This is a genomic window from Streptomyces spinoverrucosus (assembly GCF_006539505.1).
Lineage (GTDB): Bacteria > Actinomycetota > Actinomycetes > Streptomycetales > Streptomycetaceae > Streptomyces > Streptomyces spinoverrucosus.
The window spans coordinates 1-19,611 of record NZ_BJND01000108.1 but is presented as its reverse complement, the minus strand read 5'-3'; the positions used below and the strand labels follow the sequence as shown (position 1 = coordinate 19,611).

At 71.6% G+C, this 19,611-nt stretch carries 15 protein-coding genes and 1 pseudogene; 7 read left to right on the top strand and 9 right to left on the bottom strand.

Features of this window, described 5'->3' with window-relative positions; translation table 11 throughout:
• Nucleotides 1-98: 98 nt before the first annotated feature.
• Complete coding sequence (locus SSP24_RS40390; protein ID WP_506005157.1) at nt 99-1,334, bottom strand: NsdA family TPR-like regulatory protein; 1,236 nt, start codon at nt 1,332-1,334, stop codon at nt 99-101.
• Between the two features lie 187 nt (nt 1,335-1,521).
• Between SSP24_RS40390 and SSP24_RS40385 the strand changes: the two genes are divergently transcribed.
• The gene (locus SSP24_RS40385) at nt 1,522-1,944 is read left to right on the top strand and encodes an ATP-binding protein (protein WP_141315934.1); all 423 of its coding nucleotides are present in this window, start codon (nt 1,522-1,524) and stop codon (nt 1,942-1,944) included.
• An 82-nt stretch (nt 1,945-2,026) separates the two neighbouring features.
• Here SSP24_RS40385 and SSP24_RS40380 read toward each other — a convergent pair whose 3' ends face one another.
• Together SSP24_RS40380 and SSP24_RS40375 are read right to left on the bottom strand one after the other, a co-directional pair.
• Nucleotides 2,027-2,323, bottom strand: a complete 297-nt coding sequence (locus SSP24_RS40380; RefSeq protein ID WP_141315932.1) for a hypothetical protein — start codon at nt 2,321-2,323, stop codon at nt 2,027-2,029.
• 451 nt (nt 2,324-2,774) lie between these two features.
• Nucleotides 2,775-3,830 (bottom strand): LacI family DNA-binding transcriptional regulator, encoded by a 1,056-nt coding sequence (locus SSP24_RS40375; protein ID WP_141315930.1) that lies wholly within the window; start codon nt 3,828-3,830, stop codon nt 2,775-2,777.
• A gap of 383 nt (nt 3,831-4,213) precedes the next feature.
• On the opposite strand from SSP24_RS40375, the gene SSP24_RS40370 reads away from it, so the two are divergent.
• From SSP24_RS40370 to SSP24_RS40355, 4 genes are all read left to right on the top strand, one after another.
• On the top strand, nt 4,214-5,515 hold the full coding sequence (locus tag SSP24_RS40370; protein ID WP_141315928.1) for an ABC transporter substrate-binding protein: 1,302 nt from the start codon (nt 4,214-4,216) through the stop codon (nt 5,513-5,515).
• 5 nt (nt 5,516-5,520) lie between these two features.
• Complete coding sequence (locus tag SSP24_RS40365) at nt 5,521-6,534, top strand: carbohydrate ABC transporter permease (RefSeq protein WP_141315926.1); 1,014 nt, start codon at nt 5,521-5,523, stop codon at nt 6,532-6,534.
• 11 nt (nt 6,535-6,545) lie between these two features.
• Complete coding sequence (locus tag SSP24_RS40360; protein ID WP_141315924.1) at nt 6,546-7,442, top strand: carbohydrate ABC transporter permease; 897 nt, start codon at nt 6,546-6,548, stop codon at nt 7,440-7,442.
• 106 nt (nt 7,443-7,548) lie between these two features.
• Nucleotides 7,549-8,976 carry a GH1 family beta-glucosidase gene (locus SSP24_RS40355; RefSeq protein WP_141315922.1) on the top strand — a complete coding sequence of 476 codons (1,428 nt, stop codon included), beginning with the start codon at nt 7,549-7,551 and terminating at the stop codon, nt 8,974-8,976.
• 56 nt (nt 8,977-9,032) lie between these two features.
• On the opposite strand, the gene SSP24_RS40350 is transcribed toward SSP24_RS40355, so the two are convergent.
• The 4 genes from SSP24_RS40350 to SSP24_RS40335 all read right to left on the bottom strand — a co-directional run bounded on the left by SSP24_RS40350 (nt 9,033) and on the right by SSP24_RS40335 (nt 16,982).
• Nucleotides 9,033-13,193: a trypsin-like peptidase domain-containing protein gene (locus SSP24_RS40350; RefSeq protein ID WP_141315920.1), complete on the bottom strand. Its 4,161-nt coding sequence runs from the start codon at nt 13,191-13,193 to the stop codon at nt 9,033-9,035.
• Between the two features lie 113 nt (nt 13,194-13,306).
• Nucleotides 13,307-14,761, bottom strand: a complete 1,455-nt coding sequence (locus SSP24_RS40345) for a glycoside hydrolase family 18 protein (protein ID WP_141315918.1) — start codon at nt 14,759-14,761, stop codon at nt 13,307-13,309.
• Between the two features lie 110 nt (nt 14,762-14,871).
• The gene (locus SSP24_RS40340) at nt 14,872-16,281 is read right to left on the bottom strand and encodes a sensor histidine kinase (protein WP_141315916.1); all 1,410 of its coding nucleotides are present in this window, start codon (nt 16,279-16,281) and stop codon (nt 14,872-14,874) included.
• Nucleotides 16,278-16,982: a response regulator transcription factor gene (locus SSP24_RS40335; protein ID WP_141315914.1), complete on the bottom strand. Its 705-nt coding sequence runs from the start codon at nt 16,980-16,982 to the stop codon at nt 16,278-16,280. Before SSP24_RS40335 ends, SSP24_RS40340 begins: the two co-directional genes overlap by 4 nt.
• 129 nt (nt 16,983-17,111) lie before the next feature.
• Here SSP24_RS40335 and SSP24_RS40330 point away from each other — a divergent pair, with 129 nt between their 5' ends.
• On the top strand, nt 17,112-17,633 hold the full coding sequence (locus SSP24_RS40330) for a hypothetical protein (protein WP_141315938.1): 522 nt from the start codon (nt 17,112-17,114) through the stop codon (nt 17,631-17,633).
• A 184-nt stretch (nt 17,634-17,817) separates the two neighbouring features.
• On the opposite strand, the gene SSP24_RS40325 is transcribed toward SSP24_RS40330, so the two are convergent.
• Nucleotides 17,818-18,687 (bottom strand): spermidine synthase, encoded by an 870-nt coding sequence (locus tag SSP24_RS40325; protein ID WP_141315912.1) that lies wholly within the window; start codon nt 18,685-18,687, stop codon nt 17,818-17,820.
• 110 nt (nt 18,688-18,797) lie between these two features.
• Nucleotides 18,798-19,214 carry a hypothetical protein gene (locus SSP24_RS40320; protein ID WP_141315910.1) on the bottom strand — a complete coding sequence of 139 codons (417 nt, stop codon included), beginning with the start codon at nt 19,212-19,214 and terminating at the stop codon, nt 18,798-18,800.
• Nucleotides 19,215-19,493: 279 nt separating this feature from the next.
• Between SSP24_RS40320 and SSP24_RS45660 the strand changes: the two are divergent.
• Nucleotides 19,494-19,611: pseudogene (locus SSP24_RS45660) on the top strand (Tat pathway signal protein); the annotation flags it as partial.

The window sequence follows — 19,611 nt, the reverse complement described above, 5'->3', positions numbered from 1 at the left end:
GGCTTCGCCCTGTGCGTCCGCGTGGATGTCGATGAGCGTCTGCCGGATCTCCGGCAGGCCGTCATGCGTGTAGTGGCGGACGTCCAAGTCGACGGCGCTCAAGCTCGGCTCCATTCGGATCGGTAGCGGTCTCCCCACTCTTGTGCGACGGCCGCGTCCGGCGCAAGGGTGATCAAGTCGCGGTAGAAGTCTCCGAGCAGGGACCGCAACCGGCCCGGGATCGGGTTGCCGGACATCAGCTCGAACACGGACGCGGCCGTGGCGCATGCCTGCTCGACCTCACGCTGGTGGACCTGTGCCAGAGCCAGCTGTGTGGTGGCCAGAGCGCGGTTGCGGCGGAAGTGCTTGGGGATCGCGGCCAGCGCCTGGTGTGACGCGGCCTCGGACTCCGGGGCGTCCCCGATCCGGTCCCGGACGATGGCCGTGATCGCGGTCAGCTCGGCCACTCCGTAGAAGCTCACCCAGCTCGGCCGGGGCTCGTCCTGCGGCGCCTTCTCCATGGCTTCCTGGGCGTACCCCAGGGACCTGATGGCGGCCTGGCGGTCGCCGACGTTGGCGTGCGCAAGGGCCGTACGAGCGTGAGCGAGCGACCCGTAGAAGCGATCCCGCCGGGCAATGGTCGTCGCCTGGGCCGCATACCCGGCGTCCACGGCCTCGGTGTACTGGTCCCGCTGGCGGGCGAGCATCGCGTAGGAGTTCCAGACCCGCATCTCCACGACGGGGTCCTTGGCCATCCCGGCGAGGTACAGGGCGCGGTCCAGGCGGGCCTGAGCCCGGTCGAGCCCACGGCCGTCGATGGCTGCCCAGGCGGCCGTGGCGGTGTAATTGGCGGCCACGGAAAACAGTCGCTGTCGGATGCGTTGGGAGGCTGCGAGCTTGACCTTGTCGAGGGCCTCGTCCGCCCCGGCGAGTGCAGCCCGTTCCAGGCCCTCGTGGCCACCTCGCGACGCGTCCAGGGCCATCAGGGCGTCGAGGCCGCTGCGCAGGCGGATCACGTCGGAAGTGCCGACCGAGGTCGGCCGGGAGTCCTGGACACGCGCCACGACGGCAATGGCCGTGCCGGTGGTGGCGGTGAGGAAGTTCCTGCGCCTCACGGGTGGCTCCGGTTCGGTGGTGGAACGTCTTGCCATTGGCGGGCTGAAGCCCAGCTCTTCGGCCGTACATCCGAATACTGCCTCTAACGCCGCCCGCTGACGCGGGTGAGGCCAACGGGTTTTTCCGGTGAGCCAGTTCCGGACGGTCCGGTCGCTCACCGTGCCCTCGTGGTTGGACGCCCGCAGTCGGTCGTTGACCGCTTCGGCCAACTCGCCCTGCGTGAAGCCCGCTTCCAGCATGGCACCGCTGAGGCTCCCGTTCCCCTCCACGTACCCACGGTAGCCACTGATGCCCCATCAGTGATGGCACGAGCCGGAAATTTCCGGTCGTCCCCGATACACACCCGACCGACTTTTCCTCTTCGTCTCAGGCGAGTGGTCGTTGACTTAATCAAGGCCGTCGTACACCGACACCCCTGAGGACCAGATGATCGTGTCAGCGAAGCCGCACCTGACGGGGCATCCCGGATACTCCGAGACCCTCCCCGGTCAGGAGGAGAGCGCCCAAGTCGCCCGCAAGCTCGTACGGACGGCTCTGGCCGCCTGGCGCCTGGAGGACCTCACGGACACCGCGATACTGCTCGTTTCCGAACTGGTGGCCAACGCGGTCAAGCACACCAACAGCCGTGCGATCCGGGTCATCGTCTCCAGGCCGAGCGAACGGTTCGTATGGATCGGTGTGGTCGACAAGGCCCGCGTGATGCCGGAGATGACCAAGCCCAGCGACGACCTCCTCACCAGCGGCCGGGGGCTCCTCCTGATCGACTCCCTGGCCGAGCGCTGGGGGACCGACATGTACCGCTGGGGAAAACAGGTCTGGGCCGAGTTGGTGAGCGAGTCAGCCGAGTGACCGGCCCAACGTCGACATGTCCAGATCGCCGAATAAGCGACACGGGCATGTCACCACTGACGGGAATGCCGAGATCCAGAGGTCAGCCCTCCGTCGTCCCCCACCGCTCCTCCGGGTCCGGCAGGACCTTGCGCAGTTCCGCCTCGACCTCCGCCCGCGTCGTTCCCTCCTCCCTGGCGTACTCGGTCACCGTCTGCCCCAGGTCGCGGTCGAGGTCGCGCCAGGCACGCCACGCCGTCTCGTACGTCTCGCGCTGAGGCTCGTTCCAGCCGCCCTCCTGGGTGGGCGGACCGTAGGCGTCCCGTAGTTCCAGGACTCTCATGTGCGCCTCGTCCGCGGCCCGCTGTTTCGCCAGAAGTTCCTCGAAGGTGTGTGCCACGCGGCGGATCCTATGCACGGCCCGCGGAGCCCGCCCTCCGACCGGGCCGTCCGGGCGGCTGCCCTGACTCACCCGGCGCAACCCGCTCCCGCAGCCCGGTCCCGCAACCTGACGCACCCCGGCCTCACCACCCCGCGCAACCCAGCCCTGCAACCCGGCGCACGCCAGCCCCACAACCCCGCGCAACCCAGCCCCGCAACCCCGCGCACGCCAGCCCCACAACCCCGCGCAACCCGGCCCCGCAACCCGGCGCACCTCGGCCTCACGCGTTGTTGACCAGGTAGTCGACCCGGCCGAAGGCCTCCATCGTGCGCTCGACGGCGACGCCACCCCGCGCACCCCTACCCCACAACCCCGACGCAACCCAGCCCCACCCCCCGGCGCAACCCAGCCCCACAACCCGACGCACCCCGACCCCACCACCCGGCGCACCAGGCCCACACCCACGCCCCTACGACGACGCCCGCCCCACCAACTCCGTAGCCAACACCACCTGCCGCCGCTCCAACCCCCGCGACACCGCCGGCCGCCGGTCGGCGATCTCCGTGAGGAGCAGGTCGATCATCCTCCGGCCCATCTCCTCGATCGGCTGACGGACGCTCGTGAGCGGCGGGTCCATGTGGCGGGCGATCGCCGAGTCGTCGTAGCCGACCAGCGCCACGTCCTCCGGGATACGGCGACCCGCCTCGCGCAGGACCTGGCGGGCGCCCGCCGCGGTCACGTCGGAGGCCGCGAAGACCGCGTCCAGGTCGGGACAGCGGGCCAGCAGCCGAGTCATCGCCCGTCGCCCGCCCTCCTCGGTGAAGTCACCCGCCTCGATCAACTGTTCGTCCACCACGTGCCCGGCGTCGCGCAGCGCCTCGCGGTAGCCGTCGATGCGCCGCTGGGCGCCGTAGACGTCAAGGCGGCCGGTGATGTGCGCTATGCGGTGGCGACCCCGGGCGATCAGGTGTTCTACGGCGGAGCGGGCGCCGCCGTAGTTGTCGGAGTCCACCGACGTCAGGGTCTCCTCCGCCGATCGCGGACCGCTGATCACCGCCGGGATCTCCAGCTGGGCGAGCAGATCCGGGAGCGGGTCGTCGGCGTGGACCGAGACCAGCAGGACGCCGTCCACCCGGTGCGCCGCCAGGTACTGGGCGAGCCGCTGCCGCTCCCGGTCGCTGCCCGCGAAGATCAGCAGCAGCTGCATCTCGGTGTCGGACAGCGCGGCGCCGACACCCCGCAGCATGTCCGAGAAGTACGGTTCCGCGAAGAACCGGGTCTCCGGCTCGGGGACGACGAGGGCGATCGCGTCCGTGCGGTTGGCGGCCAGGGCGCGGGCCGCCGTGTTCGGGACGTAGCCGAGTTCGGCGACTGCCGCCTCCACCGCCGCGCGGGTCGCGTCGCTGACCCGGGGCGAGCCGTTGATCACCCGGGAGACCGTGCCCCGGCCCACGCCGGCGCGCGCGGCGACCTCCTCCAGGGTGGGCCGGCCACCGCTCCGGCCCCGCGCTCCGTGGCCTGCCATGGGCTCCGCCTTCCGCCGCCATTCATCACGCTGGCCTGGAATCTAACAGTCCCGTGTGGTGGGCTGGCCATCGCCGGTCGCGCCCCCAGGCCATCGCCGGTCGCGCCCCAGAAGGGCCGGAACCGCTTCCTCGCGGCGCGCGACCCGGACTCTCAGGTTCCAGTTAACAGCCCGATAACTGAACACATCTCCCGCCGTCCGCTCCCTTGACACCCCCGCGGGAACCGACGACCCTTCAACACATCACTTGTGGGAGCGCTCCCACGGTACCTGACACATACACAACCCGCACGTTCCCCGCCCGAGCCGCAGCGAGTACAACTTACGGGCCCAACCATGCAGTTGGCCGGGGGGTCGGCACGTCAGGGCAACAGGAGGACGCAATGCGAGCACGTAAGTCGGTGGTCCTCGCGGCCATCGCGACGCTGGGCGCCGGGCTGCTGGCCGGCTGTGCCGACGACGGCGGCGACGAGGGCGGCTCCGGCTCGTCGGGCGGCGAGGGCAAGACCACGATCACCCTGGGGCTCTTCGGGACGATGGGCTTCAAGGAAGCCGGGCTGTACGACGAGTACATGAAGCTCAACCCGGACATCACGATCAAGGAGAACGTCACCGAGCGCAACGAGAACTACTACCCAGCGCTCGTCAACCACCTCACCACCAACAGCGGCCTGATGGACATCCAGGCCGTCGAAGTCGGCAACATAGCCGAGGTGGCACAGACCCAGGGCTCCAAGCTCGTCGACCTGTCGAAGTACGGCAAGGAGAGCGACTACCTGGAGTGGAAGTGGAAGCAGGCCGCCACCCCCGACGGCCAGACGATCGGCCTCGGCACCGACGTCGGCCCGATGGCCATCTGCTACCGCAAGGACCTGTTCCAGCAGGCCGGACTGCCCACCGACCGTGAGGAAGTCGGCAAGCTGTGGGCGGGCGACTGGGAGAAGTTCGTCGACGTCGGCCGCGACTACCAGAAGAACGCCCCCGACGGCACCACCTTCCTGGACTCCCCCGGCGGTCTGATCCAGGCCATCCTCAGCAGTGAGACCGAGCGGTTCTACAACTCCTCCGGCGAGGTCATCTACAAGACCAACCCGGCCGTGAAGGCCGCCTTCGACCTGACCGCAGCGGCCGCGGAGGACGGACTGGTCGGCAACCAGACGCAGTTCCAGCCCGCCTGGGACACCACCATCGCCAACAGCAAGTTCGCCGCGATGTCCTGCCCGCCGTGGATGCTCGGCTACATCAAGGGCAAGTCCAAGCCGGAAGCGGCCGGCAAGTGGGACGTGGCCGCGGCGCCCAAGTCCGGCAACTGGGGCGGCTCCTTCCTGGCCGTGCCGAAGTCCGGCAAGAACGTCGAGGAGGCGGCGAAGCTGGCCGCCTGGCTGACCGCGCCCGAGCAGCAGGCCAAGCTGTTCAAGGTGCAGGGCAACTTCCCGAGCACGCCGCCCGCGTACGAGATGCCCGAGGTCAAGAGCGCCAAGAACGAGATGACCGGTGACGCCCCCATCGGCGAGATCTTCGCCGAGGCCGCCAAGAGCGCACCGGTGCAGGTGATCGGTCCGAAGGACCAGGTCATCCAGCAGGGCCTGACCGACAACGGCGTGATCCTCGTCGCCCAGGGCAAGTCCGCCAAGGAGGCCTGGGACACGGCCGTGAAGACCATCGACAACAACCTGGACCAGTGACCCGTATGACCACTGGGCACGACACCGCCGCGTCCCCCGCGAAGGAGGGGGGCGCGGCCCCGGGCCGCCCGTCCGCCGCACCGGTCACCGAGAAGGAACGGCGGCACCGGGCCCGGCTGTCCCGCCGCTGGCAGCGGGACATGCGCTTCAGCCCGTACGCCTTCGTCTCGCCGTTCTTCCTGCTGTTCCTGGCCTTCGGCCTGTTCCCGCTGGTCTACACGGGCTGGGCCTCGCTGCACCAGGTGGAGCTGACCGCGCCCACCGACATGAACTGGGTGGGCCTGCGCAACTACACCCGGATCTTCGACGACGACTTCTTCTGGAACGCGGCCCGCAACACCCTGACCATCGGCATCATCTCCACCGTCCCGCAGCTGCTGATGGCGCTGGGCCTGGCCCACATCCTCAACTACAAGCTGCGCGCCTCCACCTTCTACCGGGTCGCGATGCTCGCCCCGTACGCCACCTCGATCGCCGCCGCCTCGCTGGTCTTCGTGCTGCTCTTCGGCCGCGACTACGGCATGATCAACTGGGCGCTGGGGGCCGTCGGCATCGACAACATCGACTGGCAGAACGACAAGTGGCCCTCGCAGATCGCGGTGTCCACGATCGTCATCTGGCGCTGGACAGGCTACAACGCGCTGATCTACCTGGCCGCCATGCAGGCGATCCCGCAGGACCTTTACGAGTCGGCGGCGCTGGACGGGGCCAACCGCTGGCAGCAGTTCTTCCATGTGACGCTGCCGTCGCTGCGCCCGACGATCCTGTTCACCGTCATCGTGTCGACCATCGGCGCCTCGCAGCTGTTCGGTGAGCCGCTGCTGTTCGACGCGAACAAGGGCGCCTCGGGCGGGTCCCAGCACCAGTTCCAGACGCTCGGCCTGTATCTGTACGAGCAGGGCTGGGTCAACCAGCACCTGGGCCGCGCCTCCGCCATCGCCTGGACGATGTTCCTGATCCTCATCCTGATCGGGATCGTCAACTACGTCATCTCGCGCCGGCTGCGCGCCAGTAGTTAAGGAGACCGGCCGTGACGACGACACTGACCAAACCGCCGGCCGAACAGGCCAAGCGCGTCCGGCGACCCAAGGCCGCGCGCGCCGGCGGGACCCTGCACGCCGGGCCGGTCGCGTACGCGATCCTCGCCCTGTTCACCATCGGCTCGCTGTTCCCGCTGGTGTGGACGGCGATCGCCGCGTCCCGCGACAACCAGCGGCTGGCCGAGACGCCGCCGCCGTTCTGGTTCGGCTCGAACCTGATGGACAACCTGGAGATCGCCTGGACGGACGCCAACCTGGGCGAGGCCTTCCTCAACACCACCATCGTGGCGGGGATCTCGGCGATCACCATCGTGGTCCTGTCGACGATCGCCGGGTTCGCCTTCGCCAAGCTGCGGTTCAAGGGCCGTAACGCGCTCATGCTGATCGTCATCGGCACGATGATGGTGCCGCCGCAGCTCAGCGTGATCCCGCTGTACATGATGGTCGCCCAGCTGGACTGGACCGATCAGCTCCAGGCGGTGATCCTGCCGTCGATCGTGAGCGCGTTCGGCGTCTTCTTCATGCGTCAGTACCTGTTGCAGGCGCTGCCCGACGAGCTGATCGAGGCCGCGCGGGTGGACGGCGCGAGCAGCTGGCGCGTGGTGTGGCACATCGTGTTCCCGGCGGCCAGGCCCGCGATGGCGGTGCTCGGCATGCTGATGTTCGTGCAGACCTGGAACGACTTCCTGTGGCCGTTCCTGGTGCTGACCCAGACCGGCAACCCGACCGTCCAGGTGGCGGTCGCGGGTCTGGGCCGCGGCTACACCCCCGACCAGTCCCTGATCATGGCAGGTGCGCTGCTCGGCACGCTGCCGCTGCTGCTGGTCTTCGCGATCTTCGGCAAGCAGATCGTCGGCGGCATCATGCAGGGTGCGGTCAAGGGCTGACGACCGCTCACCCAGGGGGCCGGGTCACCGCCGCCTCGGCCCCCTTCCTCTCCCCCACCCCTCTACTTCTTCGTGGGTCCCCACGACCTCCGATGGGAGCGCTTCCATGCCTGAACCCGAATCGTCGGTGTCCTTCCCTCCCGCCTTCCTCTGGGGCGCGGCCACCTCCGCCTACCAGATCGAGGGTGCGGTGCGGGAAGGCGGCCGTACCCCGTCCATCTGGGACACCTTCAGCCATACGCCGGGCAAAACGGCCGGCGGCGAGACCGGTGACATCGCTGTCGACCACTACCACCGCTTCCGTGAGGACGTGGCGCTGATGGCCGAGCTGGGCCTGAAGGCGTACCGCTTCTCGATCTCCTGGCCCCGGGTACAGCCCACCGGCCGCGGCCCCGCCGTCCAGGTCGGCCTCGACTTCTACCGGCGCCTGGTCGACGAGCTGCTGTCCGCCGGGATCAAGCCGGCGATCACGCTGTACCACTGGGACCTGCCGCAGGAGCTGGAGGACGCGGGCGGCTGGCCGGAGCGGGACACGGCGCTGCGGTTCGCCGAGTACGCGCAGATCGTCGGCGAGGCGCTGGGCGACCGGGTGGAGCACTGGATCACGCTCAACGAGCCGTGGTGCAGCGCCTTTCTCGGGTACGGCTCCGGGGTGCACGCTCCTGGCCGTACGGAACCGGCGGCCTCGCTGCGGGCGGCCCATCACCTGAACCTGGCGCACGGGCTGGGCACGTCGGCGCTGCGGTCGGTGATGCCGGCCCGCAACTCCATCGCGGTGTCCCTCAACTCGTCGGTGGTCCGCCCCGTCTCGCAGGACCCGGCCGACCTGGCGGCGGCCCGCACGATCGACGACCTGGCCAACGGGGTCTTCCACGGCCCGATGCTGCACGGCGTCTACCCGCAGACGCTGCTTGCCGCTACGAAATCGGTGACCGACTGGTCGTACGTCCAGGACGGCGACCTGCGCGCGATCCACCAGCCGCTGGACGCGCTGGGCCTCAACTACTACACGCCGACGCTGGTTTCGGCCGCGGACCCCGAGGCGAAGGGCCCGCGCGCCGACGGCCACGGCTCCAGCGCCCACTCCCCCTGGCCGGGCGCGGACAACGTGGCGTTCCACCAGACGCCGGGCGAGCGCACGGAGATGGGCTGGACGATCGACCCGTCCGGCCTGCACGAGCTGATCATGCGGTACACACGGGAGGCGCCGGGCCTGCCGCTGTACATCACCGAGAACGGCGCCGCCTACGACGACAAGCCCGACCCCGACGGCCGCGTCCACGACCCGGAGCGCATCGCCTACCTGCACGGCCACCTGTCGGCGGTCCGCCAGGCCATCACGGACGGCGCCGATGTCCGGGGCTACTACCTGTGGTCGCTGATGGACAACTTCGAGTGGGCGTACGGCTACGGCAAGCGCTTCGGCGCCGTGTACGTCGACTACGCGACGCTGGAGCGGACGCCGAAGTCGAGCGCCCTGTGGTACGGCGAGGCGGCGCGGTCGGGGACGTTGCCGCCGGTCGAGGGGGTGTAGGCGGGGTTGGGGGGAGAAGGCGGGGCGCGGCACCGGGGGGTGTCGCGCCCCGCCGTTCACTGAAGGGACGTCCCGTCGAGCCCCAGGTGGGCGAAGACGACGTCGCGGGCGCGGAGTACGGCGTCCGGGTCGATCTCGGTGAGGACCTGGGCGGCTTCGTCCCAGCCCTCGGGGGTCAGGGCCTCTGCCAGGAGGGCTCGGGAACGGGGGAGGTCGGGACCGGACCGCGGCGGGTGGAGCTGGGCGGCGAGGCGGCGGGCGGTCGGGGCGATCACCAGGGGGCCGCTGAGGAAGTGGATGACCGTCATCTCGTTGCGCACACATGCGGTGAACGCCGCGAGATGCGCGCACGCCTCCGCCCGTTCCCTTCCGCTCGTCAGGCGCAGGGCGGTGCTCCGGGCCGCCTCGTGGTCGCCTTGTGCGGCGTAGGCCAGCGCGAGGACGACGGTCGTCCGGGTGTGCGGAAGCCACTCGTCGCGCCTGCGCGCGATCGCATCCAGGTCGGAGGCGCCGGACAGCACCGACAGCGTGAGGACGGCCTGTTCGTAGTCTTCGAGCTGCTGCCGGAGGCCGGGGTCCGCGGCCCGGTCCCGCAGGACGCGCCGGATGGGTGCGCCGCGCTCGGGGTCATGGCCGCCCACGGCGACGAGCAGCCGGGCGAGCTGCAGCACCGATGCGTCGCGCAGACCCGGGAGGACGCCGTCGAGCCATCGCCGGGCCGGTTCCTGGGCGTGCGGCCACAGTCCTTCGACCACCCATGTCCAGGCGTCGTCCCGGTCACGGTCGCCCGCGTAGAACGGGGCTCCCCACTCCGGGACCTTCTCCAGGGTTTCGAGGACCCGCTCAGCCGCCCCGGCGGCGCCAAGGGCCTGAACGGCGGCGATCTGCACGGACCCCATCATGCGGCGGTCGGGACCGAAGGCCTCCTCGAACGCCCGCTCCGCGAAGAGCAGCGCCCGGTCCCGGTCCGCGCGCGCCAGGGCCAGGGCCGCCGCAGCCCATCCCCACGAGCGCACCAGGGGCTCGCCGACTGCCCCGAGGAGCCGCTCGGCGTCGTCGGGTCGGCCGATCGCGGCGAGCGACCCGGCGAACACGCCGAGAGTCACCTCGTTCCCGAGGGAGACTCCGGACATCGACGTGCGGTGCGCGTGCTCGGCCTGGCGGAGCAGCCGCAGTGACCGCTCGGGATTGTCGGGGGCGAGGTGAGCGGCCAGCGCGGCCATCGCCTCGGCCCTCACCTCCCAGAGGTGCGAGTCGGCGCTGTTCACGAGCAGTACCTGCAGCACGTCGGCATGACCGGCCGCCGCGAGGAGCCGCACCGTCTGCCCTGCGAGACCACTTACGGGGCTGCCATACCCCCACCGTGCTCCGTCTCCGAGCAGCCTCCACGCCTCGGCCGCCCGTCCGGCCGACGCCCACCCCAGGACGATCACCGACCAGAGGTCGTGCCGCGTCCGGATCTGCCGTAGATCGGGCTCGACCACCGCCGATTCCGCGAGACGCTCAGCCTCCGGCAAGCGGTTCATGACGGCGAGTCCGCGCACCACGTCCCGCAGCTGCCAAATGTCACTGGGCCGCTCCGGCTCACCATGTGCCGGCGCGGCCAACGCGGCGAGGGCTTCGGCGTCGCGCGGGCGCGCCGTGCGCAGGGCCTCCGCGGCCACGGCGGGCAGATTCCCCGGCCCGCCCGCATGGCGCCGGGAGAACTCGATCACGAAGTCGTACAGACGCTCGGCGTCGTCGGCGGAGCCCGTGGCCGCCCAGGTCTCGGCGACCGTCACCAGCCCCGGTATGCGTTCGTGCCGGGGCCAGACCGCCTCGACCGCCCGCTCCGCCAGGCGCAGCACCTCGGCCGCACGCACCGGGTCGTCGAGCGCACGGGCGGTCGTGGTCATCGCCTCGACGAAGGATTCGCTGCTCCGGCCATTGGTCGGGAGGGGCAGTGCGCGCAGCTCCCGTACCGCCTCGTCGGCTCGGCCGACGTGTGCCAACGCCGTAGCGAGAACTCCCTGTGCCGACACGGAGTCCGGGGCGTGCGGGCCCTCGGCCTTCGCTTCCGCCCTGCTCAGCCGGACCGCCTCGGCCGCCACTCCCACCGCCCGCCGGTCCCCCGTCTCCGCCAGCACGCGCGCCACCGCGACCAGGGCGCGCACCCGGTCCGCCGCCCGGAAGACACTGCGGGCCAGCCCGATCGCATGCCGGGTCCGTCCCAGCCGGGCGTACACCGCCGGAATGTCCGGATGCAGGCCCTCGTTGCGCTGGGCCACCAGATCCCCCGCCACCGCGAGCGCCGCCAGCGCCCCCAGGTCGTCGGGAGCGAGCCGCCGTACCGTCTCCCGTGCCGTGGCGATCTCCGCCAGGCATGCCGCGTCGCTGCCCGTGGCCTCCAGCAGCCGGTCGCGGCGCCGGACGTCCACCGCCAAGTCCGTGAGACGGCCCGCCTCCTGGAGGAACGCGAGGAGGCGGCCGTAGGGCTGGAGGAGATACAGCGGGGTGTCCTCGGGCCAGCCGCGTTCCTCGTACGACTTCGCCCACGCGTGCAGACGCTCCACGTAAGTGCCCAGGTCCGGACCGAGTTCGTCCTGTGCGACGGTGAGCAGCGTCTCGTGGGCGAAGAGATAGCCGCGGGTGGACGTGTACAGGACCAGGTCGTCGCCGTAGCCCTCGGGGCCACCGCTTCCTCCCTCGCCACCGGCGTCACCGCGCAGCCGCAGAATCCGCCCGAACGCGCTGCCCAGCCGCCCGCGCAGCTCATAGGCCGGTTCGCCGGTGAGTTCGCGCAGGTCGTCGACCGTGAGGGTGCCGCGTGCGGCGGTGAGGAGGCCGACGAGGTCGCGTTGCAGGCGGTCGCCCGAGAGGGCCTTGTGGAGGTCGTACTTGGCCTCGTACTCGGTGTGCCGGGAGGCGGCCGTTGCCGACACCTTCGCCACTCGGCAGCTGCGCAGCGGGTGTCCGCCCGGAACGTCGGCCGAAAGCCCCGGGCTGGTACGGCTGGTGACGAGGACCCGGACGTTGGGTGGCGGACGTTCGGGCAGGAGGGAGGCGATGCTCGTGCCTGAGCCGCCGGGCGTGAGGGACTGGTCCTCGTCCAGGCCGTCCACCACCAGCAGCAGCGTGCCGCCGTCCCGCGCCACCTGCTCCGCCGCCTGGCGCAGCAGCAGCCGACGCTCGCCGTCCCGGGCGGTCGGGGAGCCGGTGGTGGCCGGCGCGCGGCCCGCGAGGGTGGCGAGCTGGTCGATGACGGCCGCGGTGTACGCGTCGCTGTCGGACTGGCTCGCGTAGCGCGCGGTGATGAAGAACCAGACCGGGACGACTCCGCGCGGCGGGTGCAGGGCGAACCACGCCGCCAGCGCCGTCTTGCCCGCCCACGGCGGTCCCTGGAGCCAGAGGTAGGGTTCCCGGTCCGCGCAGAAGGAGACCAGGTCCGCGAGCTCCGTGGCCCGCCCCGTCAGGTACTCGGGCGCGATGTCGGCGAGTTGAGCACGGTAGGCCTCCTGGACGAGGTCGGCGCTCGTGCCGGGTGCGGCGGAGGGCAGTGCGGAGAGACCGAGCCGGTGCCCCAGCAGCCTTTCAAGTACGGCCTGTTGGGGTGCGTCCAGTGCCTCGGCCCAGCGGTCCACCCGGCTCGCCGCGATCCGGCCCGGGCCGTCCGTACGGTGGTGGACCGTGACGACGCCGACCAGCCGGTCGCCGCTGAAGACGGCGGCGCCGGACATGCCCTCCCAGGCGTCCCGCCCGTGGTCCGGGTCCTCGGCGGGGGCCGGGGTGACGCCCAGGTCCAGCGTGCCCTCCCGCCGGTTGGACAGCACCGCGCAGGTCGCGTGGACGTGCTCGGCGTCCCGGAAGCGGGAACCGTCCGCGCCGGTGCGGAGTTTGAAGCGGGGAAAGCCGAGCGCGGTGCACCGCAGCACCGCGTCCTGCTCGCCCAGACGGCCGTACGACACCGCTGGTACGTCGCCGTCCTCCGGCACCGTCAGCACCGCCACGTCGATCCCCGCGTGCGCCCACGCCACCGACGCCTCGACGGTCCGCTCGCCGGGCCGGTCCGCTTCGAACCGCACCCGCACGCCGACCGCGCCCGCCACGACGTGCGCGGCCGTCAGCACCCGTCCCGGTGCGACGAGGTATCCCGAGCCACGGCGTCCCGTACCCGGGAGCCCTACGATGATCTCCGCGGCCCGCTCCGACCGCAGCCCCCGATCAGTGCTCGCCGCCAACGCCGACCAGTTCCATCATGCGTCCCCCTTGTCGCGCGGTGCTCAGATGCTACAAGTCGCCGCGGCGGCGTCGCGGGGTTCCGCCAAGGTGCCGTCGGTGTGCGGGGCCGACCTCAGTTGTAGGCCGCGAACGCCTTGGCGAAGGCGAACTTGTCCTGGTCGATGGAGCTGCAGGTCGCGTCGGCAGCGGGCTTCGGGCCGCCCGGGCAGGCCTTGTCGCGAGTGCCGGACCACATCGACAGCCAGCCGAGGCCCTTGGACTTGGCGAAGTTCACCAGCTGGGTGGCGTCCTCCACCTTGAAGACCTCGGTGACGACGTCGTTGACGCCGATCATCGGGGTGACCGCGACCGTCTTCCAGGCCGCGCTGTCGGACAGGCCGAGCACGCTCCTGATCTGGGCCTGGGTGGCGGTGGCGGCCTGCTCGGCGTAGGTGCCCATGTCGCCGCCGTACGCCGGGCCGTAGTCCATCGCCATGATGTTGACGGTGTCGATGTCGACGCCGTTCTTCTTGGCGTCGGCCAGCAGGTTCACGCCGTCCTGCGTGAGGCCCTCGGGCATGACCGGGAGGGTGAAGGAGACGTCCAGGTCCGGGTGCCGCTGCTGGAGCTCGGCGATGGCCTGGGCGCGGCGGGTGTTGGCCGCCGTGTTGGGCAGCGCGCCGCCCTCGACGTCGAAGTCGACCTTGGTGAGGTCGTAGGCGTCGACGACCTTCCCATACGCCGCCACCAGCGCGTCCGCCGACGGGCACGCCGTGGCCAGCTCACTGCCGGCCGCGCCGCCGAACGACACCCGGACGTCGCCGCCCTTGGCCCGCAGGGCGCCTATCTGCTGGGCCACGGCGTCGCTCGCCAGGTCGGTGACCGCGCCCCACTTCGGCGTACAGCCGCCGCCGTCGGTGATGAAGGCGAGGTTGTAGTCCTTCACGCCGGTCGCCTCGGCCGCGGCGAGGAGGTCGAAGGCCGGGTAGAGGGAGGTGTCGACGTACGGGGCGAAACCGGCGGTGGTGGGGGTGCCGGTGCCGGGGCTCTGGGAGGGGGTGGCGGTGGGGGTCGGGGTGGGGGCCTGGGTCGGGGTGGCCGAAGGGGTCTGGCTGGGGGTGGGGGCGTCGGTCGGGCGGCCCGTCGGCTCGGGGGTCGCGGAGTCGTCCGTCGAGCACTTCGCGTCGTCGATCAGGCAACCGGCCGGGTCCGCCGAGCCGTTGACGACGAAGCCGACGGTCACCGACTCGCCGGGCGCCAGGCCGTCCTTGTCCCAGGACGGCGGCCGCACGGTGACGTGCTGTCCGCTCACGCTCGACTCGCCGTTCCACAGCGAGCTGAGCCTCGCACCCGACGGGAGGTCGAACTCCAGCGTCCAGTCGGCCTGCGCCCGACCGCTGTTGTTCGTGACGACGTACTGCCCGGTGTACCCCGTCGACCAGTCGCTGGTCCTGGTGTACGCCGCGCCGATCCCGGCCGCCTGCGCGGTGCCGGTGAACAGGAACGCGCCGCCCCCCGCCACGGCCGCGGCGACCACGCCGCCGATCGCCTTGTTCCTGCCACTGATCCTGCGCCGGTGCGTGCTCATCACGTGCCTGCCTTCGCTGCTCACGGGGGGTGGATTGCGGCAGCACGCTAGCGAGCCGGAATCGGGCAAAGCGCCTGATCCAGACCGGCGTTGGGGATCTTATGGTGCGCTTAAGGAAGGGATCTGGGGCGGTTAAAGGTCGCGCTCGATCTGCCCGGTCTGCGGCGTCTCATGGACCCACGGTGACTGCGCCGCCCGGGCGGCAGCTCACGCCCGTCCAGCTGGATCCAGATCCGCACCTCCGTACCGCCCAGCACCGACGACCCGATCCGCACGTCGCCGCCCGTGGACTCCGCGAGCCGCCGCACGATGTCCAGCCCGAGGCCGGTCGAACCGTCGCTGCCGGAACCCCGGCCGCGCGCCATCGCCGCCTCGGGGTCGGGTATGCCGGGCCCCGCGTCGGAGACGAGCACGATCACCGCGTCCTCGCCGTTGTGCACATCGACCGCGAAGGCGGTGCCCTCGGGGGTGTGCCGGAAGACGTTCCCCAGCAGCGCGTCGAGCGCGGCGGCCAGGTCGGCGCGCGCCACGGGTATGCGCACCGGCCGGTCCACGCCCGCCATCCGCACCTTACGGCCCTCGTCCTCGGCCAGCGCCGACCAGAACTCCATCCGCTCCCGAACCACCTCCGCCGCGTCGCACCCGGCGCCGGGACCGGCCGCGGCGGTCTGCGGCTTGGCCTCCCGGGCGGTCCGGATGATCGTGTCGACCTCACGCTCCAGCTGGGCCACCGCGGCCCGGGTCTGCTCGGCGGCCGGGCCGTCCCCGAGTGAGGCGGCGTTCAGCCGCAGCACGGTCAGCGGCGTGCGCAGGCGGTGGGACAGGTCCGCCGCCAACTCCCGCTCGTTCGCGAGGAGCTGGACGACCTGGTCGGCCATCGAGTTGAACGCCACCGCCGCCAGCCGCAGTTCCCGCGGCCCCTCCTCGGGCACCCGGGCGCCCAGCTTGCCCTCGCCCAGCTCCCGCGCGCCCTCGACCAGCCGCTGCGCCGGCCGCACCATCCGCGCGCCCAGCCGGTCGGCGACGGCGACCGACCCGACGATCAGCGCCAGCCCGACCCCGGCCAGCACCGCCCACGCCGTACCCACACCCTTGGCCACCGCCGCGTCGGGGATGAACACCTCGACGACGGCGAGCTGACCTGAACTCAGCGCCACCGGCTGGAGCAGGGCCGAACCGCCCGGCGCCTCGGCCGTGGAGGCGCGGCCCATCTCCCGGGTGGCCTCGATGTCCGCGTCAGCGGCGCGCTGCCGTCCGATGTCGACGGCCTGCGTGCCCTCGCCGCCCGGTATGTGCAGGGCCATCCCGTCGCCGGAACCCGCGGCGGCGACCGCGCGTTCGAGCTGGGACCGGTCGGTGGTGATGGACAGCGCGGGGGCGATCTCCGCCGCGTCCCGCTCGGCGTCGGAGAACGCGCGATCGCGGGCCATCTCCTTGATGACCAGCCCGAGCGGCACCGCGAAGGCGACCACGACCATGGCGGTGACCGCCAGCGAGACCTTGACCAGCGCCCACCTCATGGCCGCGCCTCCGCGCCCGGCGGCTCCAGCTTCACGCCGACGCCGCGCAGGGTGTGCAGATAGCGCGGCCGCGCGGCCGTTTCGCCCAGTTTCCGTCGTAGCCAGGACAGATGGACGTCGATGGTCTGGTCGTCGCCGTACGACTGCTGCCACACCTCGGCGAGCAGTTCCCTGCGTGACACGACGACACCGGGCCGCCCGGCCAGAAAGGCCAGCAGGTCGAACTCGCGCCGGGTGAGGTCCAGTCGTACCCCGTCCAGCTCGGCCTGGCGCCGCAGCGGGTCCACCGTCAGTCCGCCGACCCGGAGCACCGGGGACGGCGGGGCGTCGCCCCCGGCTGCGCGGGATCGGCGCAGGACCGCGGCGATCCGGGCGGACAGGTGCTCGACGGAGAACGGCTTCGTCAGATAGTCGTCCGCGCCGGCGTTCAACAGCCGTACTATCTCCGTCTCGTCGTCCCGCGCGGTTGCGATGATCACCGGTACGTCCGTGATGCCGCGCAGCATCTTCAGGGCCTCGGACCCGTCGAGGTCGGGCAGTCCGAGGTCCAGGATGACCACGTCGAAGCGGAAATGGGCGACCTCGCGCAGCGCCTCCAGTGCCGTACCGACGCTGCGCACGGTGTGCGAGGCGTCGGTCAGATGCCGGATGAGCGCCGAGCGTACGAACTGGTCGTCCTCGACCACGAGCACACTTGCCATGCGCCGCACCGTACGCCATGCGAGCGAGCCCGGTCCGGCGCCTGTGGACAACTCGGCGCCTGTGGATAACTTCTCATCTCCCGTGACAGATGGGACGGCAGTGGCGTGGGTGAGGCAGTATGGCCCGCGATGCTCAGAGGAGTCGTACACGTACTGGCCTGGTCGCTCGCCACGGGCGCGGCGACCACGCTGTCGTGGTGGGGTGTCCACACGGTCATGGCAGGCACGGCGTACGACCCGCCGCGCGCCCTCCCTGTCACCGCGGCCGACACGAACACGCGTGAGCCGGAGCCTCGGTCCACCGCGGCGAGCACACAGCGACCCGAACCTTCGAGGAGCCCGAGCCTGTCGCCGCCCCGGAAGCCGACGCCCTCGGCTGACGCGAGCACCGACACGAGCCCGGCCACGACCGCCTCCGCTTCCGCGTCGGGGCAGGTCAAGAGCTACGCGACCGATGGCGGCCGGGTCGTCTTCGACCTCGGTGAAAGCTCCGCGACGCTGGTGTCGGCGACCCCGGACGCGGGCTGGTCGATGCAGGTGTGGAAGACGGAGACGTGGATCCGGGTGGAGTTCGCCGCGGGCGCCGAGCGGGTGTCGGTGTTCTGCACGTGGCACGACGGGCCGCCGCGGGTGGAGATCGGTACGTACTGAGCGCTCCGCTGGAAGTGCCGCGATGTGCCGTCGTTCGTCTGCGGCGCCATCGTGGCTGATCGCGCCCACGCGGCGGAGCCGCATATCGATACAGCCCCGCGCCCCTTCCGTGCGCTGCCGAACCGCAGTGGCTTGGTCCGACCCGCTTAGGTCGCCCCCCCGTTCCGCGTTGAGCGCTCCGCGTTCAGCGGAAGACCGACGGTGGTGGTGCCGGTGAGGCGACCGCCGCCGCGTCCGTGACCGGGGTGGCGCCTCCGGTGAAGTCGGTGAGCCGGCTGCCGTGTTCGACGCGGCCGGGGTGGGGGTCGGAGGCGGCGCGGCGGGTCAGTTCGGCGATCGGGAGGGGGTGGTCGGAGGCGACGAGGACCGCGTTTCCGAAACGCTTTCCGCGCAGCACCGCCGGGTCGGCGACCAGGGCGAGTTCCGTGAACCGGGCGGCGGCGGTGGCGATCTGACCGCGCAGGTGGGCGAGCGGCGGGCCGTCGGCGAGGTTGGCGGCGTACAGCCCACCGGGCCGCAGCGTCCTGCGGACCTCGTCGAGGAACTCCGTCGAGGTGAGGTGCGCGGGTGTACGGGCGCCGCTGAAGACGTCGGCCACGACCAGGTCGGCCCACCCGTCCGGCACCTTGCCGAGCCCTTCGCGGGCGTCCGACGACCGCACCCGGATGCGCGCGCCCGGCGCCAACGGCAGCTCGCGGCGGACCAGTTGGACGAGCGGTGCGTCGCGTTCGACGACCTGCTGGGTGGAGCGCGGGCGGGTGGCGGCGACGTAACGGGCGAGGGTGAGGGCGCCGCCACCGAGGTGCACGGCCTGCAGGGGTTTGCCGGGCGGGGCGGCAAGGTCGATGACATGACCGAGGCGCCGCTGGTACTCGAACGACAGAAACGCGGGGTCGTCCAGATCGACGTGCGACTGCGGGGCGCCGTCGATCAGCAGGGTCCAGGCCCGCGCCCGGTCCCGGTCCGGGATCAGCTGGGCGAGGCCACCGTCGACGGTCTCGACGACGGCTTCGAGGGCGGCCTGCGCCCGCCGCGACTTCCTGGACTTTCCCACTCAGCCATTATCGGCGGGTACGACGGGATCAGCTCAGCCAGTGCCGGTGCGGGCTGGGACGGCAACGCGAGATGCTCGCGTCTGCGGCCCGCCCGAGGCCGCTGTGCCCGTCAGCGGCAGTTGTCCGCCGCCTCGATCGTCCGTGCCGCCTCGCCCAGCGCCCGGCGCAGCACCGCCGGGTCGGTCGCCAGCTCGGCCTCGCTCGGCGGCAGCAGCCACGCCGAGCCGGGGAGCACCTCGGGTCCGCCGGCCGGCGGCTCGGGGGCCAGGGTCAGTCCGCGCCCGTTGGTCTCCGTGCACGTGCTGCCCGGCACGTCCCACGCCGCCGCCGTCCCGGGCGGCACCACGAAGCAGAGGGTGTCGCCGTCGTCGTCGTGCAGGACCGGGCCCACGGCCTCGACCTCGCCGCGCCGGAGGATGTCCACCGCCTCCAGCCCCTGCCGGGTGGGAACCGTCACGAGGTCGCACTCGGGCAGCGGCGTACGCGAAGCGATGCTCCGGCTGGTCTCCATCCCGGCCTCCACCACGGAACCCCTCCTTGGGCGAGCAGGTCGGGAGTCGGGCGGCTCCCGGTCCACCCGGTTCAACGCCGGACGGCGTCAACGGCTACGGCGGAAGTGCGCCGCAAAGGATGGCAGTTCATGGCAGATCCCGGATGAGATATCCGGTTTGTAGCTAAACACTGCGTGGCGGGCCCGACACAGCAGGTACGTTCTTGCCCGCCGGAATCAGGGCGTCACTTTGACAAATCGCTCAACTCGCCCCGACCCGGCATGGTTCGACGGTTCGCACGAGAGGACCCGGCCATGACGTCGTCAAGCGCGACCTCGCCCCAGCCCAACCAGCCACCGCAGCCCAACCTCGCCTTCCGGCAGCTGCGCGGCAGGCGCTCGCCCGCCGAGTTCGCCGCCGCGGTGCGGCGGG